Source organism: Aminobacter sp. HY435 (genome assembly GCF_027568395.1).
Lineage (GTDB): Bacteria > Pseudomonadota > Alphaproteobacteria > Rhizobiales > Rhizobiaceae > Aminobacter.
In genome coordinates this window covers 47,976-63,434 of the sequence record NZ_JANKZL010000008.1, presented here as the reverse complement: position 1 = coordinate 63,434, position 15,459 = coordinate 47,976, and the positions used below count along the sequence as shown (strand labels likewise).

Here is a 15,459-nt window from a genome sequence, read left to right as displayed (position 1 = left end):
GGCGCTCCGCTTTATTGGCCATGACGGAATGTTCGAGGTGCCGTTCTTCGTCGAGGCCACTGCCCTAGCGAAGGCCGGAACAAGACAGGCGGGGCGATGTTGCCTGAAGCCGAATGCCCGACGGGCCTTGGACGCGGCACGATAATTCGATCCACGATGTCGCGCGCGAAGCCTACGCACTGGGCGAGCATTGCCGCACGATTGGCCTGCTTCTACTTCAGCTCGATCCAGACCGGCGCATGGTCGCTGGCATCGTCGAGACCGCGCGTGTCGCGATCTATGCCCACCGACTTGAGCCGCTTGGCCAGCGGCTTGCTCACCAAAAGGTGGTCGAGCCTGAGACCGGCATTGCGCGGCCAGCGGTTGCGCCGGTAGTCCCAGAACGTATAGACGGCCTCGGCCGGAAACGCCTTGCGCACGGCATCCGTCCAGCCCTGGTCGAGCAGCTCGCGGAAAGCCGCCCGGCTTTGTGGCTGCACCAGCGCGTTGTCGTCGTAGGATTTGGTCGCATAGACGTCCAGCGCGCCGGGCGCGACGTTGTAGTCGCCGGCGAGCACGACCGGAATTTCAGCCGTTATCAGGCCCGCCGCATGGGCGCTCAGCCGGGCGTGCCAGGCAAGCTTGTAGTCGAATTTCGGCCCCGGCTGCGGATTGCCGTTGGGGGCATAGAGCGAAGCGACGAGCACGCCGTCGACCGCCGCCTCGATGTAGCGGCACTGCGCATCGTCGGGGTCGCCCGGCAGCGCCCATTGTGTCACCACGGGCTTTGTGTCGCGGGCGAGAATGGCCACGCCGTTCCAGGTCGACTGTCCGCGCCACACCGCGCCATAGCCCGCAGCCTCCAGCGCGGCCCGCGGGAACTGCCCGTCCGTCGCCTTCAGCTCCTGCAGGCACACGACATCGGGCTTCGCCTGTTTCAGCCACGCCAGCAGGTTTTCAAGCCTGCGGTTGACGTTGTTGATGTTGAAGCTGGCAATCTTCATGCGGCCCGCTAGCTGGTGATCCGCGCCCAGGCCGCCGCAGCTTCGGCCATCGTCTTGAGATGATCCGCGGCGGTGAAACCCGAGACTGTCTTGCGCGGCTTGAGATCGTGATCGCCGTCTTCCAGCCATAGCAACTCTATGCCGTCGGAAAGCGTGTAGCCCGAAACCTCCTCGCGCGTGCCGAACTCGTCGCGCGTGCCTTGCACGATCAGCGCCGGCGTCCTGAGCCCGGCCAGGTGTTTCGTGCGCAACTGTTCGGGCTTGGCCGGCGGATGGAACGGATAGCCGAGGCACAACAGCCCGGCGACCTTGCCGGCGCCGTGGAGTTCGTCGGCGATCATGCTGGCGACCCGCCCGCCCATCGACTTGCCGCCGATGATCAGCGGGCCTGTAGCGCCGAGCCGCTCGATCGCAGCCCGGTATTCCGGATTAAGCGTCTCGGCCCGCGGCGGCGGCTTGCGCATGCCCTCGCTTCGCCGCGCCGCCATGTAGCCGAACTCGAACCGCGCCACGCGGAAGCCGGCTCCGGCAAGCGCCTTGGCCGCCGCGGTCATCGACGCCGAATCCATCGGCGCGCCGGCGCCATGGGCAAGCAGGATGGTGCAAGGCGCGTCTTCGGCACCGTCGAAGAGGAAATCCATCAGCCAGCCGTCCGTTCTTTCAGATGCAGGTCGGCATACTGGATGCCCTTGGCCGCGGTCTTGGCCCACTCGGAGGTTGCGTCGAGCCTGAGATAGGAGGACCACCAGCGCCTGGCCTCGGCGAGGTCGCCGGCCTCATAGGCGAGATTGGCCAGGTTGAACATCGCGTCGGCATAGCCCGGATCGAGCGCGATCGCCTTTTCGAGATGCCGCCGTGCAGTGTGCGCCTTGCCCTGGCTGGCAAACAGGCCGGCGAGGTTGAACCACGCCTCGACGAATTTCGGATCGAGCTTGATCGCCCGCATGTAGCCCTGCATCGCCTCTTGCGCCATGCCGGCCGAGCGCAGGCAGTTGGCGCGGTTGAACGCCGCCACGCTGTCGCCGGGATCGGCGGCGAGGCAGCGCGCATAGAGCTCCGCCGCCTCCGCGAAGCGCTCGTCTTCCTCCGCGTCCTCGGCCAGTGCAAAAAGCTCTTCCAGCTCGGCGTCGTCGGCGCGGCCGAGCGGCAGCAGCCTTTGTCCGTCGAGTTCGGCGAGGTCCGCGCCCAGCCGGGCATAGATGCTGTCTTTTCCCTGCCCATGCAGCGACATCGCGCTCAGCGACGCGACCGCGCCCGAGCGCCGCACCGACCGGGCGATTGCGCTCCAGCTCGACCCGCCAGCCAGCAGCCCGGCATACTTCCGCGCCAGGATCAGGTCACGGAAGGCGTAGGGCTCAGTATCGCTCTCGAAGGCGTCGAACAGCGACAGAAGGTCGAGGTCGCGTGGCGCCATCCTCGATTGATCGAGCAGCGATTGCCGGGTCATGCCGGCGCCCTCGACCCTGTCGAGCAGGCCGAGCGCGCGCAGAAAGCCGTTCTCGCTGAACACCGGCCTGCCCGAGGCCATGGCGGCATCGAAGCGCGCCTCCAGCCTGGCCTCGTCGAGCTTGTAGAGCAGCGTGCGGCCGAACACGACATCCGTGGTGCGCCGCGTCACGCCATGCTGCAGCTCGCCGCCCTGCCGCGCCACCTCACGCACGCCAAGGCGACGCGGAAACGCCGCCAGCGCTCCGATCAGCCCAAAGATCCTGCCTTCGTTCACTTCTTGCCCTTGGCCTGCTTGCCGCCCGCGACCGCCGTCAGCTTGGCTGCCGGCTTTTCAGCCGCATCGGTCTTGGTCTTGCTCTTGGCCGGCGGCTTGGCCTGCCCGAGGCTGGCCTTCAGCGCGTCCATCAGATTGACCACGTTGCCACGCTCGGGCGCCGCAGCGATGATCGGCTTGTGACCCTTCAGCTTCTCCTTGATCATCTGCATCAAGGCGATCTCGTAGCGGTCCTCGTAGTTTTTTGGATCGAACGTCGTCAGCTTCTGCTTGATCAGCGCCATGGCCAGGTCGAGCATTTCCGGATCGGGCGTGCCGGCCGGGATGTTGCCGAAATACTCCGATGTGCCGCGCACCTCGCTCGGGTTGCGCAGCGTGCACACGAACATGCCCTTGTCGCGCGCGCCGATGGTCACCACCCGTTCGCGGCTCGACAGCACCAGCCTGGCGATCGCCAGCTTGCCGGATTGCCTGAGCGCCTCGCGCAGCACGGCGAAGGTTTCCTCCGCCATCGCGCCATCCGGCGCCAGATAGTAGGGCGCGTCCTGGTAGATGACGTCGACCGAATCCTCCTCGACGAAGGCTTCGATGTTCATCGTGTGGTTGGATTCGATCTTGACCGCCTCAAGGTCGGCCTCGTCGATGATGACGTATTTCTTGTCTTCGTACTCGTAGCCCTTGACCAGGTCGGAGCGGTCGACCAGCCCGAGTTCGGGATCGACCGGCTTCATGTTGATCCGGTTGTGGGTGTCCTTGTGCAGCTGGTTGAAGCTGATGCGCTCGCTCGAACTCGTCGCCGGGTAAAGCCGCACCGGGCAACTGACTAGGCTGAGCTTCAGATATCCCTTCCAACTTGCCCTGGGGGCCATGCTTGTCTCCTACGCAGATACATAAACAGACTAAGGCTTGGTACGGGTCGCAGCCGGCAGGTCGCGGGCGTGATCGTCGATTTCGGCCCATGGATCGCCGGAACTGGCCACAAGGCCGGGAAGCGAAGAATAGTTCAAATCTTCAGGAGCGTCGATGGACTCAAGATCAGTCCAGCTGAGAGGTGTCGACGCCGGCATGTTGGTGCGCGCCCGCAAAGAGTAGGGCGCGGCAGCCGTTGCACTGCGCGCATTGCGGTGAAAATCGATGAAGATGCGCTTCTTGCGGTTGTCCTTGCCCATTACCGTCGTGAAGGTATCGGGCGCCGTGGCGGTGATCAGAGACGAAATCTCACTGCTCGCCTGATGGAACGGCTTCCACCCGAGCTTGCGCGTTGTCGGCACCACGACATGGATGCCGCGCCCGCCCGAGGTCTTGACGAACGGCACCAGCCCGAGCTTTTCCAGCTCGCCGCGGACGTGAACGGCAGCTTCCACCACTTCGCGCCAGCCGATGCCCTCGCCGGGATCGAGGTCGAAGACCATGCGGTCGGGTTTGTCGAGATGCGCGCGCAGCGCGCCCCAGGCGTGGAACTCGACGACGCCGAATTGCGCCAGCGCCAGGTAGCCCCTGGCGTCCTCGACGGCGATGTAGCTCTTGGTCTCGCCTTCGGAGTTCCTGGTCTCGAACGAGGCGATCGACGGCGGCATGCCTGAAAAGGCGTGGCGCTGGAAAAAGCAGTCCTGCGGCCGGCTGCTCGGACAGCGAAACAGCGAGACCGGCCGCCCCATGATATGCGGCAGCATGAAATCGCCGACCGCCGCGTAGTAGACCGCGACATCGAGCTTGGTCGGACCGGCCTTTCCCATCACCCGCCGGGTCGGGTTGGTGATGGTGATGCCGGCAAGGTCGGCGTCGGAGATCAGCCGCTTGCGCGGCGCCCCTCCACCCGCCGACAGCTCGGCCTCGCGCAGGCCCTTGAACACCGCATGGCGCAGCGCATTGTCGCTGGTCTTGTTGGCGTAATGGATATGGGCCTTGAGCACCGGCCGCACGGGCATGACCTCCTTCGGCGCGCCTTCGAGCTTGTCCGCCCCCTCCCGAAGCCCTTCCAGGCGACGCCGCAACGATTGCAACGTCTCAGCATCGAAGCCGGTTCCAACCTTGCCGCGATACTCAAGCGTGCCATCGACCCATTCGGCGAGCGCCAGCGCCGCAAGCCCCTCAGCCGCCTGCGAGACGGTGTAGCCGGCGATGACGAAATCGCCGCTCTTTAGCGCCTTGGCCTTGCTCCAGCTTTGGCTCCGTCCCGAACTGTAGATCGCCGTGGCGCGTTTCGAGACGATGCCCTCCAGGCCCATCTCGCTGGCGCGGTCGTAGAGCCCTTGCCCGTCGCCTTCGACATGGTCGCTGTATTGGATGGCCGTTCCGGCATCGACCTGCCCGGACAGCAGCACGTCAAGCAGGCCCTTGCGCTTGCCCAGTTCGACGCCTCTGAGGTCCCATCCGTTGAGGAACACAAGATCGAAGGCATAAAACACCAGCTGCTGGTGATGGCCTGTCGCCAACGCGTCCTGCAATCCGGCAAAACTGCTGATGCCCTTGTTGTCGAGCACCACGATCTCGCCGTCGATGACCGCCTCGCTTACCGGCAATCCGGCGAACGCCTTGGCAAGGTTGCCATAGCGCTTGGTCCAGTCGAGCCCGCTGCGGGTGATCAGCCTTGTCGCGCCGCCCCCCACATGCGCCATGGTGCGGTAGCCGTCGAACTTGATCTCGTGCAGCCAGCCCTCGCCGGAAGGCGGCTTCGGCACGGCGGTGGCGAGCTGCGGCTCGACCCGCCCAGGCATCGGCCCGCGCACGGCACCGGCTAGCTTGCCTGGCTTCAGGTCGGCGGGCTTGGCGCGCGGCTTTCTTGACGGAGCAGCCAATTGCTCGATCATTCGGCCGCTTTTGACGCTTTCGGGACGCGTGGCAAGGATGTCGACGGTTTCGTCGGCAGCAAGATCGTGTTCCTTGAACAGCAGCCAGTTGTGCTTGTCCTCGCCGGGCTTCGGCTTCAGCCGTGCCAGCATCCAGCCGCCCTTCAGCTTCTCGCCGGCCAGCCGAAACTTGAAGGCGCCCTTGGCCAGCGCCTTCTCGGCGTCTTCCATCGGCGCCCACGCACCGGTGTCCCAGACGATCATCGGGCCGCCGCCATACTCGCCTTCCGGGATCACGCCCTCGAAGTCGATGTAGTCGACGGGGTGATCCTCGGTCTCGACGGCAAGTCGCTTGTCGGCGGGGTTGAGCGACGGCCCGCGCGGCACGGCCCAGCTCTTCAGCACGCCGCCAAGTTCGAGGCGCAGGTCGTAATGATCGGCGGTGGCATGGTGCTTGTGGACGACGAAGCGGTTGCCATGATGCCCGGCCGACAGGCCCGGCGGCTCCCGCGTCTTGGTGAAATCGCGCTTCTGGCGATAGCTGCGAAGCTTTTCCGCTGCCATGCGCCTATTGCAGGCCGGCCGGGTTTTCGGGGGCAGGCTCGAGCTCGAGCTCGCCCGGCGTCGCGCCATGCTCGAGCTGATCGAGCAGCGTGTCGCTGACGTCGTAATATTCGCCTGAAACCAGCACTCTGGAGACGGGCTGGCCGTCGCCCCTGAAGCGCCGCGAGCTGACAAAAACCTTCTGCCGGACAAGCGCGTCGGCAACGGCCTTGCGCTTCCTGATCTGGTTGGCAACCGGTGTACGCATACGCCCGAGGCTCCTGAACCCGCGAAGGCAACTATCCCTCAAAGCGCTGTTTTGATCAATCCGGGCGAATCGGACCTCCTGACATTCGGCCTTACCGGGCGGCATGCCGTTGACGGCCGAACTGCAAACCGCTTGGTCATCCAGCGTCGTCAGGTAGCCAAGCCCGATTGATTCACAAGGCGCCGGATGATGCCTGGAAACGCGGTTTTCCGAAGCCCAGAAACGACGAAGGCCACGGTGCAAACCGTGGCCTTATCGTGGAGTAATTGGAGCGGGTGAAGCGATTCGAACGCTCGACCCCAACCTTGGCAAGGTTGTGCTCTACCCCTGAGCTACACCCGCTCGCTGCGGCTCGTCGCCGTTGCCGCGCCTATATCGCCGAAGAGCGCCGGCAATGCAACAGGGAAAAGAGGCTCTTTTTCATCTTTTTTTCGCAGCCGCGAAAATCCCTTGTTTCCCCTCGGGAAGCACGCCGGCGCGCGAACACCGGGCTTGTGCGGGAAGCCGGCTTTGCCCATAAACCTCGCGCAACGGCAACTTCCGGAAGCTGCGATGACCGCCTCGACGACACCCAAGACCCGCGCCGAACTGCTCGCCTATCTCGCCGAGCTCGGCATTTCCGTGACCACCCAGGACCACCCGCCGCTGTTCACAGTTGCCGATTCACAGGCGCTGCGCGGCACGATTGCAGGCGGGCACACCAAGAACCTGTTCCTCAAGGACAAGAAGGACCAGTTCTTCCTGGTGACGGTCGACGAGGACGCCGTGGTCGACCTCAAGCAGATCCATCACCTGATCGGCGCCGCCAGCCGCGTTTCCTTCGGCAAGCCCGAGGCGCTGCTCGAGCTGCTCGGCGTCACTCCGGGCGCCGTCACCGTGTTCGGCCTCATCAACGACACGACGGGCCGGGTGAAGGTGGTCCTCGATGCGCCACTGCTGGAGAACAGGGTCATCAACGCCCACCCGCTGACCAACGACGCAACGAGCTCGATCGGCCGCGACGACCTGTTGCGATTCGTCGAGGCAACCGGCCATGATCCTGTTATCTTGAAAGTCTCGGCCTGATCGCCACATGGTGGCTGGACAAATCCTCCCAAAGCCGGCCGGCGATACATCGAAAGAGTGAAGATGAGCAACGAGAACAACCCCTTCGGCGGCATGGGCAGCAACTACGCCACCAACGTCCAGTATGGCGGAGACACCGGCGCGGCCCAGCCGCCGGCCAACCTCGTCAAGGACACGACGACCGCGGGATTCGCCGCCGACGTCATCCAGGAATCGCGCAACCAGCCGGTGCTGGTCGATTTCTGGGCGCCGTGGTGCGGACCGTGCAAGCAGCTGACCCCTGTCATCGAGCGCGTCGTCCAGGCCGCTGCCGGCCGCGTCAAGCTGGTCAAGATGAACATCGACGACCACCCGGCCATCGCCGGTCAGCTCGGCATCCAGTCGATCCCGGCGGTCATCGCCTTCAAGAACGGCCAGCCGGTCGACGGCTTCATGGGAGCTGTTCCCGAATCGCAGATTCGCGACTTCATCGACAAGGTCGCCGGCAAGGACAATGGCGCTGCCCAGGTCGAAGAGGCAATCGCCGCGGCTGCCGAGGCGCGCGTCGCGGGCGACCTTCAGACGGCCGCCCAGATCTATGACGCCGTGTTGGCACAGGCACCCGACCATGTAGATGCCATCGCCGGCCTTGCCGACATCCTGTTCGAGGCGGGCGACGCCGAGGGTGCCGCCGAAGTGCTGGCCCGTGTCCCCGACGACAAGAAGGAGACGGCGGCGATCGCCTCGGTGCGCGCCAAGATCGCGCTCGCCGAGCAGGCGGCCGAACTCGGCGACGCGGCCGAACTCGAGCGCCGGCTCGCCGCCAACCCCGCCGACCACCAGGCGCGCTACGACCTCGCCATGATCCAGAACGCCATGGGTCAGCGCAACGAGGCCGCCGACAACCTGCTCGCCATCGTCAAGGCCGACCGCACCTGGAACGAAGACGGCGCGCGCGCCCAGTTGCTCAAGCTGTTCGAGGCCTGGGGCTTCGGCGACGAGGCGACGCTGGCTGCACGACGCAAGCTGTCGTCGCTGCTGTTTTCGTAAAGGCCGCTCCCGCGTGGCCCCTGGGCCGCACGGGTCACGTGCAGAGGGAAAGAGATGCAGGCTGGAAACGCGCACTATCGGCTCGACACCGACCTCCCGGCGGCGGTTGCGCTGTTTCCGCTGGAGGGCGCGCTTCTCCTCCCGGGCGGGCGCATGCCGCTCAACATCTTCGAACCGCGCTACATCGAGATGATCGACGTGGCGATGGCCGGCACGCGGCTGATCGGCATGATCCAGCCGGCGCTGGACGGGGCGCTGCGGCCCGACGGCGAGCCGGAGCTTTGTTCGGTCGGTTGCGTCGGCCGCATCACCTCTTTCGCCGAGACGGGCGACGGTCGCTATCTGATCTCGCTGCAGGGCGTTTGCCGCTTTCGGCTTGGCCAGGAGGCTGCGGTCAAGACACCGTTCAGGCAGGCAAGGATAACGCCTTTCGCAACCGATCTGAGCGAGGACGCGACCCCGTCGGAGATTGATCGCCCGGCACTGCTCAAGGCGTTCCGCACCTATCTCCAGGCCAACGAGCTCGAGACCGACTGGGAAAGCGTCAGTCGCGCCGACAACGCCATGCTGGTCAACGCGCTGTCGATGATGGCGCCTTATGGCGCCGCCGAAAAGCAGGCGCTGCTCGAGGCTCCCGATCTCAAGACGCGTGCCGAAACGCTTGTCGCCATCACCGAGATGACGCTGGCCCGCGACGGTGACGACTTCGGCTCGGGCTTGCAGTAGTCTTGCCCGGCAACCGAGGCGCTGCCGCATGAGGTGACGGCAGGCGCACCCGCCCTGTCGGCCGGGACATCGCTCCGGCCCCAGGAAGACAGATACAGCAAGCAATGCCGGCGCAAGCATCTGCTGCCACGCCACGACATCTGAGGAAGCCGCCGATGGTCCATAATCCCAGCAGCCGCGATATCGACATCAAGCTGCTCGAACTGCTGGCCTGTCCACTGACGAAAGGCCCTCTTGTCTGGGATGCCGAGCGTAGCGAGCTGGTCTCCAGGCTGGCCCGCCTCGCCTATCCCGTCCGCGACGGCATTCCGGTGATGCTGCCCTCCGAAGCCCGCCAGATCGCCGACCAGGACGGCGGCCCTTCCGGCTCGCCACCCGCGCCTGCCGCCTGATTGACCTGTCCCTGTAGTCACCTTCCTTTCGGTTACTGGAAGTTCCGCCCCTTGGGCATGACGCTGCTCGCCTTGCGTGCCACCCGCTCGTAGGCCTGAACGACACGCGGGTCCCTGTTTGCCTTATCGGCGGCGCTTTGCCTTGAGGGACCAGTTTGGGCCGCCGCCGCGCGGATTCGCTCTTCGGCCTGCATTTCCTCCGACATCACAGCCAGCCAGTGCGTCAGGTCCTCCATCTTTTCGGCGACGATGTGGATGACGTCAGATTCCTTCTGCAGCTTGCCGGTGACGCGGATGAACTTCGACCCCATGATGACAGGCCGGAAACGCTCGAAGACACGTGCCCAAACGACGATGTTGGCGATCGAATGCTCGTCCTCCAGCGTGAGAAAGATGGCATTGCCCTTACCCGGCCGCTGGCGGACCAGGACCAGTCCGGCGACGGACACGCGTCGCCCGTCGGGTACATCGCCGAGCCGGGCATTGGGCACAATGCCCGCACGGTCGAGATGGTGCCTGAGGAAGGCCACCGGATGCGCCTTCAGCGACAGGCCGAGCGAGCGGTAGTCGTGGATGACATGCTCGCCGAGCGGCATGCGCGGCAGATGCGTCTCCGGCTCGTTGTCGACCAGCTGCACTTCGGGACGATCGAACAGTGGCAGCATTTCGGCGGCACTCTTGCCATCGAGCGCACGCACCGCCCAGAGTGCGGCGCGCCTGTCGATATCGATCGAGCGGAAGGCATCAGCCTGGGCGAGCAGCTCGATCTCGCCGACATCGAGCCCCGAGCGCAGCCAGACATCGCGCACCGAGACGTAGCCCTTGCCGCGCCGCTCGACGAATGCCTGCATCTTCTTGTCGGAAAGCCCCTTGATCTGGCGGAAGCCGAGACGGACGGCGTGGCTGGTCCTGATGACATCCCGCATCTCGGCGTGGCGTTGCTGGATGCGTTTTGGGTCGAAGCCTGAACGCTCGAGCGTGCAGTCCCAGACGGAGCGGTTGACGTCGACCTGGCGGATCTCGACGCCGTGATCCTGCGCATCACGCACCAGCTGAGCCGGCCGGTAGAAGCCCATCGGCTGCGAATTCAGGATCGCCGCGCAGAACACGTCGGGATAATAGGCCTTGAACCAGCAGGAGGCGTAGACGAGCAGCGCGAAGGACGCGGCGTGGCTTTCGGGAAAGCCGTACTCGCCAAAACCCTCGATCTGCTTGAAGCAACGCTCGGCGAAGTCGTGCTCGTAACCGCGCGCCACCATGCCCTTGATCATGCGGTCGCGGTAGTTGCCGATGGTGCCGGTGCGCTTGAAGGTCGCCATGGCGCGCCGCAACTGGTCGGCCTCGCCCGGCGTGAAGCCGCCAGCGACGATGGCGATCTTCATCGCCTGCTCCTGGAACAGCGGCACGCCCAGCGTCTTGCCCAGGATTTTCTCTAGCTCCTTCTTGGGAAAATCGACCTTTTCCTTGCCTTGCCGACGGCGGAGATACGGATGCACCATATCGCCCTGGATCGGGCCGGGTCGGACGATCGCCACCTCGATGACGAGATCGTAGAACTCGCGCGGCCGGAGCCGCGGCAGCATCGACATCTGCGCCCGGCTCTCGATCTGGAAAACACCAAGCGTGTCGGCGCGGCAGATCATGTCGTAGACATGTTGATCCCCAGGCGGCAATGTCGCAAGCGTGTAGGGCCGGCCGTAGGGGTCACGCTCGTCGTAATGCGCCTTAAGCAGGTTGAAGGCCTTGCGCAGGCAGGTGAGCATGCCCAGCGCCAGCACATCGACCTTCAATATGCCGACGGCGTCGAGATCGTCCTTGTCCCACTCGACCATCTTGCGCTCGTCCATCGCCGTCTTGACGATGGGGACGATCTCGTCGAGCCGATCCCTGGTGATGACGAAGCCGCCGACATGCTGGGACAAATGGCGCGGAAAACCCATGATGCCGTTGGCATGCTCGATCACATGCCTGGTCACAGGATCCGCCTTGTCGAGGCCGCCCGCCGCCGTTTCCTTCTCGCCAAGCACCGAGGAATACCAACCCCAGATCGAGCCCGACAAAGCGCCCCTGACGTCATCAGACAGCCCCATCGCCTTGGCCACCTCGCGCAGGGCCGAGCGACCGCGATAGGTGACGACGGAAGCCGCGAGCGCGGTGCGCTTGGCGCTGTATTTTTCGTAGATGAAGGCGATGACCTCGTCGCGCCGCTCATGTTCGAAGTCGACGTCGATATCGGGCGGCTCGCCACGTTCTACGGAAATGAAGCGCTCGAAGAGCACATCGACGATGTCAGGTCCGACATCGGTGATGCCGATGCAAAAGCATATGACCGAATTGGCGGCAGAGCCGCGCCCCTGGCAAAGGATGTCCCTCGAACGGGCGAACTTCACGATCTCGTGGACAGTAAGGAAATAGCGGGCGTAGTTGAGCTCCTCGACAATGCCAAGTTCGTGCCGAATGATTCCCTGAACCTTTTCCGGAACGCCGTCGGGATAGCGCTTTTTCGCCCCTTCCCAGGTCAGCCTCTCAAGCTCGGCCTGCGGTTGGAGGCCCGATTCCGTCGGTTCGTCGGGGTAATTGTATTTGAGCTCCTCCAGCGAGAAACGCAGGCTTTCGGCGAACCGCAGCGTCTCGACCAGAGCCTCCGGATGGTTGCGGAAAAGCCTCGCCATATCGACCGGCGCCTTGAGGTGGCGTTCGGCGTTGGCCTTGAGCTCGAAGCCGGCCTCGGCAACAGGCACGCTGAGGCGGATCGCTGTCAGTACGTCCTGCAGCGGGCGCTGGCTCGGCGCATGGTAGAGCGCATCATTGGTCGCCATCAGCGGCACACCTGCCATGGCGGCCATGGTCGCGGCCTGCTCGATCCTGAAGCGGTCGTTGCCGCCGAAATTCGGCGCCACCGCCAGCCACAAGGAGGTACCGAAGCGCTCCTTGAGACTGCGTATAAGCGTAACGTCATCTTTGGTCGCAGCCGTGGCGTCGGGCAGGACGGCAAGTGATAGCAGGTCGCCCCATTCGAAAAGATCTCCCCGGTAGAGAAGCGGGGCGCCCTTTTCACTTTCAGGCCGGGTATTGGCCTGGGTGAGCATGCGGCACAGATGACCCCACCCCTTGCGGTTCTGCGGGTAGGCGAGCATGTCGGGCGTGCCATCAGCAAAGACCAGTCGGCAGCCCGGGTGGTAGGCCAGCCCCTCCGTCTGAGCCATCTTCCAGGCCCGCACGGTGCCCGCAACGGTATTGCAGTCGGCAAGACCAATGGCTGAAAGCCCCAGAAACTTGGCCGCGATCACCAGTTCTTCCGGCGCGGAAGCACCCCGCAGGAAGGAGAAATTCGACTGGATGCCGAATTCGGCATAGCTGGCGGCGACGACCATGTTCATGCAAAGACCCCATGCAGGAACCAGCGCGGCACCACCTGCGCATTGTAGAGGCCCTGCCTGTAGAGCCAGTAGCGGCGGCCCTCGGCATCCTCGATGCGGTAGTAGTCGCGCGTTGGCGCGTCCGCCTGCTCGCGCCACCATTCGGGCGCGATACGCTCGGGCCCTTCCGCCCGGGCCACGCGATGCAGCGCCCGGCGCCAGCGGAAATTGAGCGGCGGGCCATCGGGTACTTCGGTCGCCGGAACGTCAATGGGTTCGGGCTGGCGGAGCAGGCGGATGGGGCGATCGGCCTGTCGAGGCCGGCCAGCGCTTGCCTGTCCTTCCCTGGCTGGTTTCTTCACCGCTTCCTTGCGCGCCTCCTCCTGGGCATAGGGCCGGGCGGGCGCGGCACGTTCCGGCAGATGGCTTTCGACAGGGACAACCCCGAGCATGGCGGGCTCGCCAAGGCGCGCACTGATGCGATCGGCAAAGATCGCCAACCCCTCGCCGCCAGTCTCGACCTCGCCGGCGAGGTCGGCCTGGCGCGCGTCGAACCGGGCCGTCGACAAAGCTGAGAGGCGCACGAGGTCGAAGCCGTAGCCGGCGTCGATGCTCTCGCCGAGCGTCGCCAACCGCTCATGGAACAGCCTGCGCACCAGTGTCGGCTCACGGATGGGGCGTGACGCGCCGACCGTTATGCGGCTGACCATGCCATCAACCCGAAACAGCAGCAGTTCCAGGCCGCGCGCGCCCTCCTCGCGGCGCTCGAGGTCGACCTTGAGCGCGGCGGCGAGCAGGCCGACCAGCCGCTCGATGTCGTCGATCAGCGACAACGGGTCGGCGAGGTGGCGCTCGACTGAAAGCGGGGCTACCGGCAGGCGCGGCGAGATCGCCTCCTCGAGCCGGCCAAGCGCCTGGTCGAGGCGCTCGATGAGTTCGGCGCCGAACCGCCGGACGAGCGGCGCGCGCGGCCCCTCCATGATCGCGCCGATGGTGCGCAACCCCACACTTTCAAGGCTCGTCTTCGTCCTGGCGTCGATCCTGAGCGCCGACAGCGGCAGGCGGGAGAGGAAATTGCGCTCGCTGCCCGGAGCCAGGATCTGGCCGGCGACGAAGCGGGCGGCGGCCCACGCCGCCCCCGGAGTCGAGGCAAGGCCGGCGCGTACATCGAAGCCCTGGTGGAAGAAGCGCATCATGAGATCGTTGAGCAGCGCCTTTTCGCCGCCAAAGAGGTGGGCACAGCCGGTGATGTCGAGGAACAGCCCGTCGGCGCCGTCGAGGGCGACGAGCGGGGTGTAGCGGTCGCACCAGTCGGCGAGCCCTTCGAGCAGCCTGCGGTCGGCCTCGGGATCGGCTTCGACGACGTCGATGTCGGGATGCATGGCGCGCGCCTCGGCGATGCCCATGCCCCGCTTCAGCCGGAGCGCCTCAGCCCGCGCGTCGAGGCCGGCGATGCGCTGGGTGTTGCTCTCGCGATGGCTGGTCACCAGCGGCTTCAGCGGTTGCGGGCTTGAACGCCAGGACCGCCCCAGCCTGCGCCGCAGGATGCGTTCGGCCGCGAGATGGGGAAACCACAGCGACACGATTCTCTGGGCTTCGTTCTGCGAGGGTGCGTGCATCGGGGTTCCATTCCAGAATGAAGCTGCCGGCAAGAGCCGTGCGGCTCTTGCCGATCTCGACAGCGAAGGCAGGTGCTGCGATCGAGCCGGCCAGCGGGCCGAGGAGCGTTTGCCGCAGGCTGGCCGGCGCGGGCGAGACGACCAGCCGGACGGGCGCTGCCGTGGGCGCCGGCTCGGCCGACTGGCGCAGCAGGAAGACAGGGCGGCCGCTGTCCTGCGCCCGCCGGTGCAGGCGGCGCGTCGCCGTGAGATCGACGCTGCGCGGATTGCCACGCAGCTCGACGACAACAGCCGAAATCTCATCGATGCGGGCTGCCTCCTCGGCGATCCAGAGCACGTCGGCAGCCTTCGGCGCCTCGGCGAGCAACAGGTTTTCCGCGGTTATGCCGAAGAGCCCGCCGAGCCCCGGCGCGTAAGGCAGTCCCGCCTCCCGGAACATCTCTGCCGTGCCGACCCACAGCACCAGATCCCTGGGCTGCGACCGTTCCGTCAGCATGCCGCTGACGAGGCAAAGAGCGAACCCCGCGGCCGCGCCGGCATTGCGGGTCTCGGTTCCATGGATCTCGGTCAGGGCTGCCTTGGGCAGGCCGCCGCCAAGCACCTCGTCGAGCCGTTCGACACCCGTCGGCAGGAAGAAGTCGCGCGCCGAGGCGAGGCCGTTGCGGCGGACCAAAAGCCCCGCGACCGGCTGGCCGTCGGAAGGCGAGGCCAGCCTCTCGGGCAGCGTTCCCTCGATCTTCGCTATCTTCTGGCGCAGGGCAAAAACGACGTCCCGCGCCACGGCGCTCGTCGCCATGCCGATATGCCTTCCACCAACTGTTCCTGTTATGTTCTTATAGATTCCAGAGCCGACAATGAGAGTCAAGTCGATTCGAAGGGAATTTATTCCTCCCCCCGATCCTGCTTCCGGCGCTTATTTTTTGGGCAGGCGGCAAAAGCCTCGTAAGCGGCGCGGCGAACGGC

Annotated in this window: 13 protein-coding genes and 1 tRNA gene; 4 read left to right on the top strand and 10 right to left on the bottom strand. The window is 65.5% G+C overall.

Features of this window, described 5'->3' with window-relative positions; all coding sequences use genetic code 11:
• Nucleotides 1–212: 212 nt before the first annotated feature.
• From PCJ21_RS13020 to PCJ21_RS12990, 7 genes are all read right to left on the bottom strand, one after another.
• Nucleotides 213–983, bottom strand: a complete 771-nt coding sequence (locus PCJ21_RS13020; protein ID WP_269931841.1) for an exodeoxyribonuclease III — start codon at nt 981–983, stop codon at nt 213–215.
• Nucleotides 984–991: 8 nt separating this feature from the next.
• Entirely contained in the window at nt 992–1,624 is a 633-nt protein-coding gene (locus PCJ21_RS13015) for an alpha/beta hydrolase family protein (RefSeq protein WP_269931840.1), read from the bottom strand.
• Nucleotides 1,624–2,706 carry a tetratricopeptide repeat protein gene (locus PCJ21_RS13010; RefSeq protein WP_269931839.1) on the bottom strand — a complete coding sequence of 361 codons (1,083 nt, stop codon included), beginning with the start codon at nt 2,704–2,706 and terminating at the stop codon, nt 1,624–1,626. The genes PCJ21_RS13015 and PCJ21_RS13010 overlap by 1 nt, the downstream gene beginning before the upstream one ends.
• Entirely contained in the window at nt 2,703–3,575 is an 873-nt protein-coding gene (gene ku, locus PCJ21_RS13005; RefSeq protein WP_269931838.1) for a non-homologous end joining protein Ku, read from the bottom strand. Before ku ends, PCJ21_RS13010 begins: the two co-directional genes overlap by 4 nt.
• A 30-nt stretch (nt 3,576–3,605) precedes the next feature.
• Complete coding sequence (gene ligD / locus PCJ21_RS13000) at nt 3,606–6,059, bottom strand: DNA ligase D (protein ID WP_269931837.1); 2,454 nt, start codon at nt 6,057–6,059, stop codon at nt 3,606–3,608.
• 4 nt (nt 6,060–6,063) lie between these two features.
• Nucleotides 6,064–6,306, bottom strand: a complete 243-nt coding sequence (locus PCJ21_RS12995; protein WP_269931836.1) for a hypothetical protein — start codon at nt 6,304–6,306, stop codon at nt 6,064–6,066.
• A 267-nt stretch (nt 6,307–6,573) separates the two neighbouring features.
• Nucleotides 6,574–6,648, bottom strand: a tRNA-Gly gene (locus tag PCJ21_RS12990).
• A 210-nt stretch (nt 6,649–6,858) separates the two neighbouring features.
• Between PCJ21_RS12990 and PCJ21_RS12985 the strand changes: the two genes are divergently transcribed.
• From PCJ21_RS12985 to PCJ21_RS12970, 4 genes are all read left to right on the top strand, one after another.
• Nucleotides 6,859–7,371 carry a prolyl-tRNA synthetase associated domain-containing protein gene (locus tag PCJ21_RS12985; RefSeq protein ID WP_269931835.1) on the top strand — a complete coding sequence of 171 codons (513 nt, stop codon included), beginning with the start codon at nt 6,859–6,861 and terminating at the stop codon, nt 7,369–7,371.
• 63 nt (nt 7,372–7,434) lie between these two features.
• Nucleotides 7,435–8,400 carry a thioredoxin gene (gene trxA / locus PCJ21_RS12980; RefSeq protein ID WP_269931834.1) on the top strand — a complete coding sequence of 322 codons (966 nt, stop codon included), beginning with the start codon at nt 7,435–7,437 and terminating at the stop codon, nt 8,398–8,400.
• Between the two features lie 54 nt (nt 8,401–8,454).
• Nucleotides 8,455–9,126, top strand: a complete 672-nt coding sequence (locus PCJ21_RS12975; RefSeq protein ID WP_269931833.1) for an LON peptidase substrate-binding domain-containing protein — start codon at nt 8,455–8,457, stop codon at nt 9,124–9,126.
• Nucleotides 9,127–9,281: 155 nt separating this feature from the next.
• Entirely contained in the window at nt 9,282–9,518 is a 237-nt protein-coding gene (locus PCJ21_RS12970; protein ID WP_269931832.1) for a Trm112 family protein, read from the top strand.
• 32 nt (nt 9,519–9,550) lie between these two features.
• Here the strand turns inward: PCJ21_RS12970 and PCJ21_RS12965 are convergent, their stop codons facing one another.
• Genes PCJ21_RS12965 through PCJ21_RS12955 form a run of 3 tightly spaced genes read right to left on the bottom strand, consistent with a single transcriptional unit; the run spans nt 9,551 to nt 15,292 of the window.
• Nucleotides 9,551–12,898, bottom strand: a complete 3,348-nt coding sequence (locus PCJ21_RS12965) for an error-prone DNA polymerase (RefSeq protein ID WP_269931831.1) — start codon at nt 12,896–12,898, stop codon at nt 9,551–9,553.
• Nucleotides 12,895–14,364 carry a Y-family DNA polymerase gene (locus PCJ21_RS12960; RefSeq protein ID WP_269931830.1) on the bottom strand — a complete coding sequence of 490 codons (1,470 nt, stop codon included), beginning with the start codon at nt 14,362–14,364 and terminating at the stop codon, nt 12,895–12,897. Before PCJ21_RS12960 ends, PCJ21_RS12965 begins: the two co-directional genes overlap by 4 nt.
• Nucleotides 14,306–15,292, bottom strand: a complete 987-nt coding sequence (locus PCJ21_RS12955) for an ImuA family protein (protein ID WP_269931829.1) — start codon at nt 15,290–15,292, stop codon at nt 14,306–14,308. Before PCJ21_RS12955 ends, PCJ21_RS12960 begins: the two co-directional genes overlap by 59 nt.
• Between the last annotated feature and the right edge of the window lie 167 nt (nt 15,293–15,459).

Excerpts from the sequence above, each read along its gene's own strand:
- PCJ21_RS13020 (WP_269931841.1), bottom strand. The coding sequence starts at position 983 with ATGAAGATTGCCAGCTTCAACATCAACAACGTCAACCGCAGGCTTGAA.
- PCJ21_RS13015 (WP_269931840.1), bottom strand. The coding sequence starts at position 1,624 with ATGGATTTCCTCTTCGACGGTGCCGAAGACGCGCCTTGCACCATCCTG.
- ku (WP_269931838.1), bottom strand. The coding sequence starts at position 3,575 with ATGGCCCCCAGGGCAAGTTGGAAGGGATATCTGAAGCTCAGCCTAGTC.
- ligD (WP_269931837.1), bottom strand. The coding sequence starts at position 6,059 with ATGGCAGCGGAAAAGCTTCGCAGCTATCGCCAGAAGCGCGATTTCACC.
- PCJ21_RS12995 (WP_269931836.1), bottom strand. The coding sequence starts at position 6,306 with ATGCGTACACCGGTTGCCAACCAGATCAGGAAGCGCAAGGCCGTTGCC.
- PCJ21_RS12985 (WP_269931835.1), top strand. The coding sequence starts at position 6,859 with ATGACCGCCTCGACGACACCCAAGACCCGCGCCGAACTGCTCGCCTAT.
- trxA (WP_269931834.1), top strand. The coding sequence starts at position 7,435 with ATGAGCAACGAGAACAACCCCTTCGGCGGCATGGGCAGCAACTACGCC.
- PCJ21_RS12975 (WP_269931833.1), top strand. The coding sequence starts at position 8,455 with ATGCAGGCTGGAAACGCGCACTATCGGCTCGACACCGACCTCCCGGCG.
- PCJ21_RS12970 (WP_269931832.1), top strand. The coding sequence starts at position 9,282 with ATGGTCCATAATCCCAGCAGCCGCGATATCGACATCAAGCTGCTCGAA.
- PCJ21_RS12965 (WP_269931831.1), bottom strand. The coding sequence starts at position 12,898 with ATGAACATGGTCGTCGCCGCCAGCTATGCCGAATTCGGCATCCAGTCG.
- PCJ21_RS12955 (WP_269931829.1), bottom strand. The coding sequence starts at position 15,292 with ATGGCGACGAGCGCCGTGGCGCGGGACGTCGTTTTTGCCCTGCGCCAG.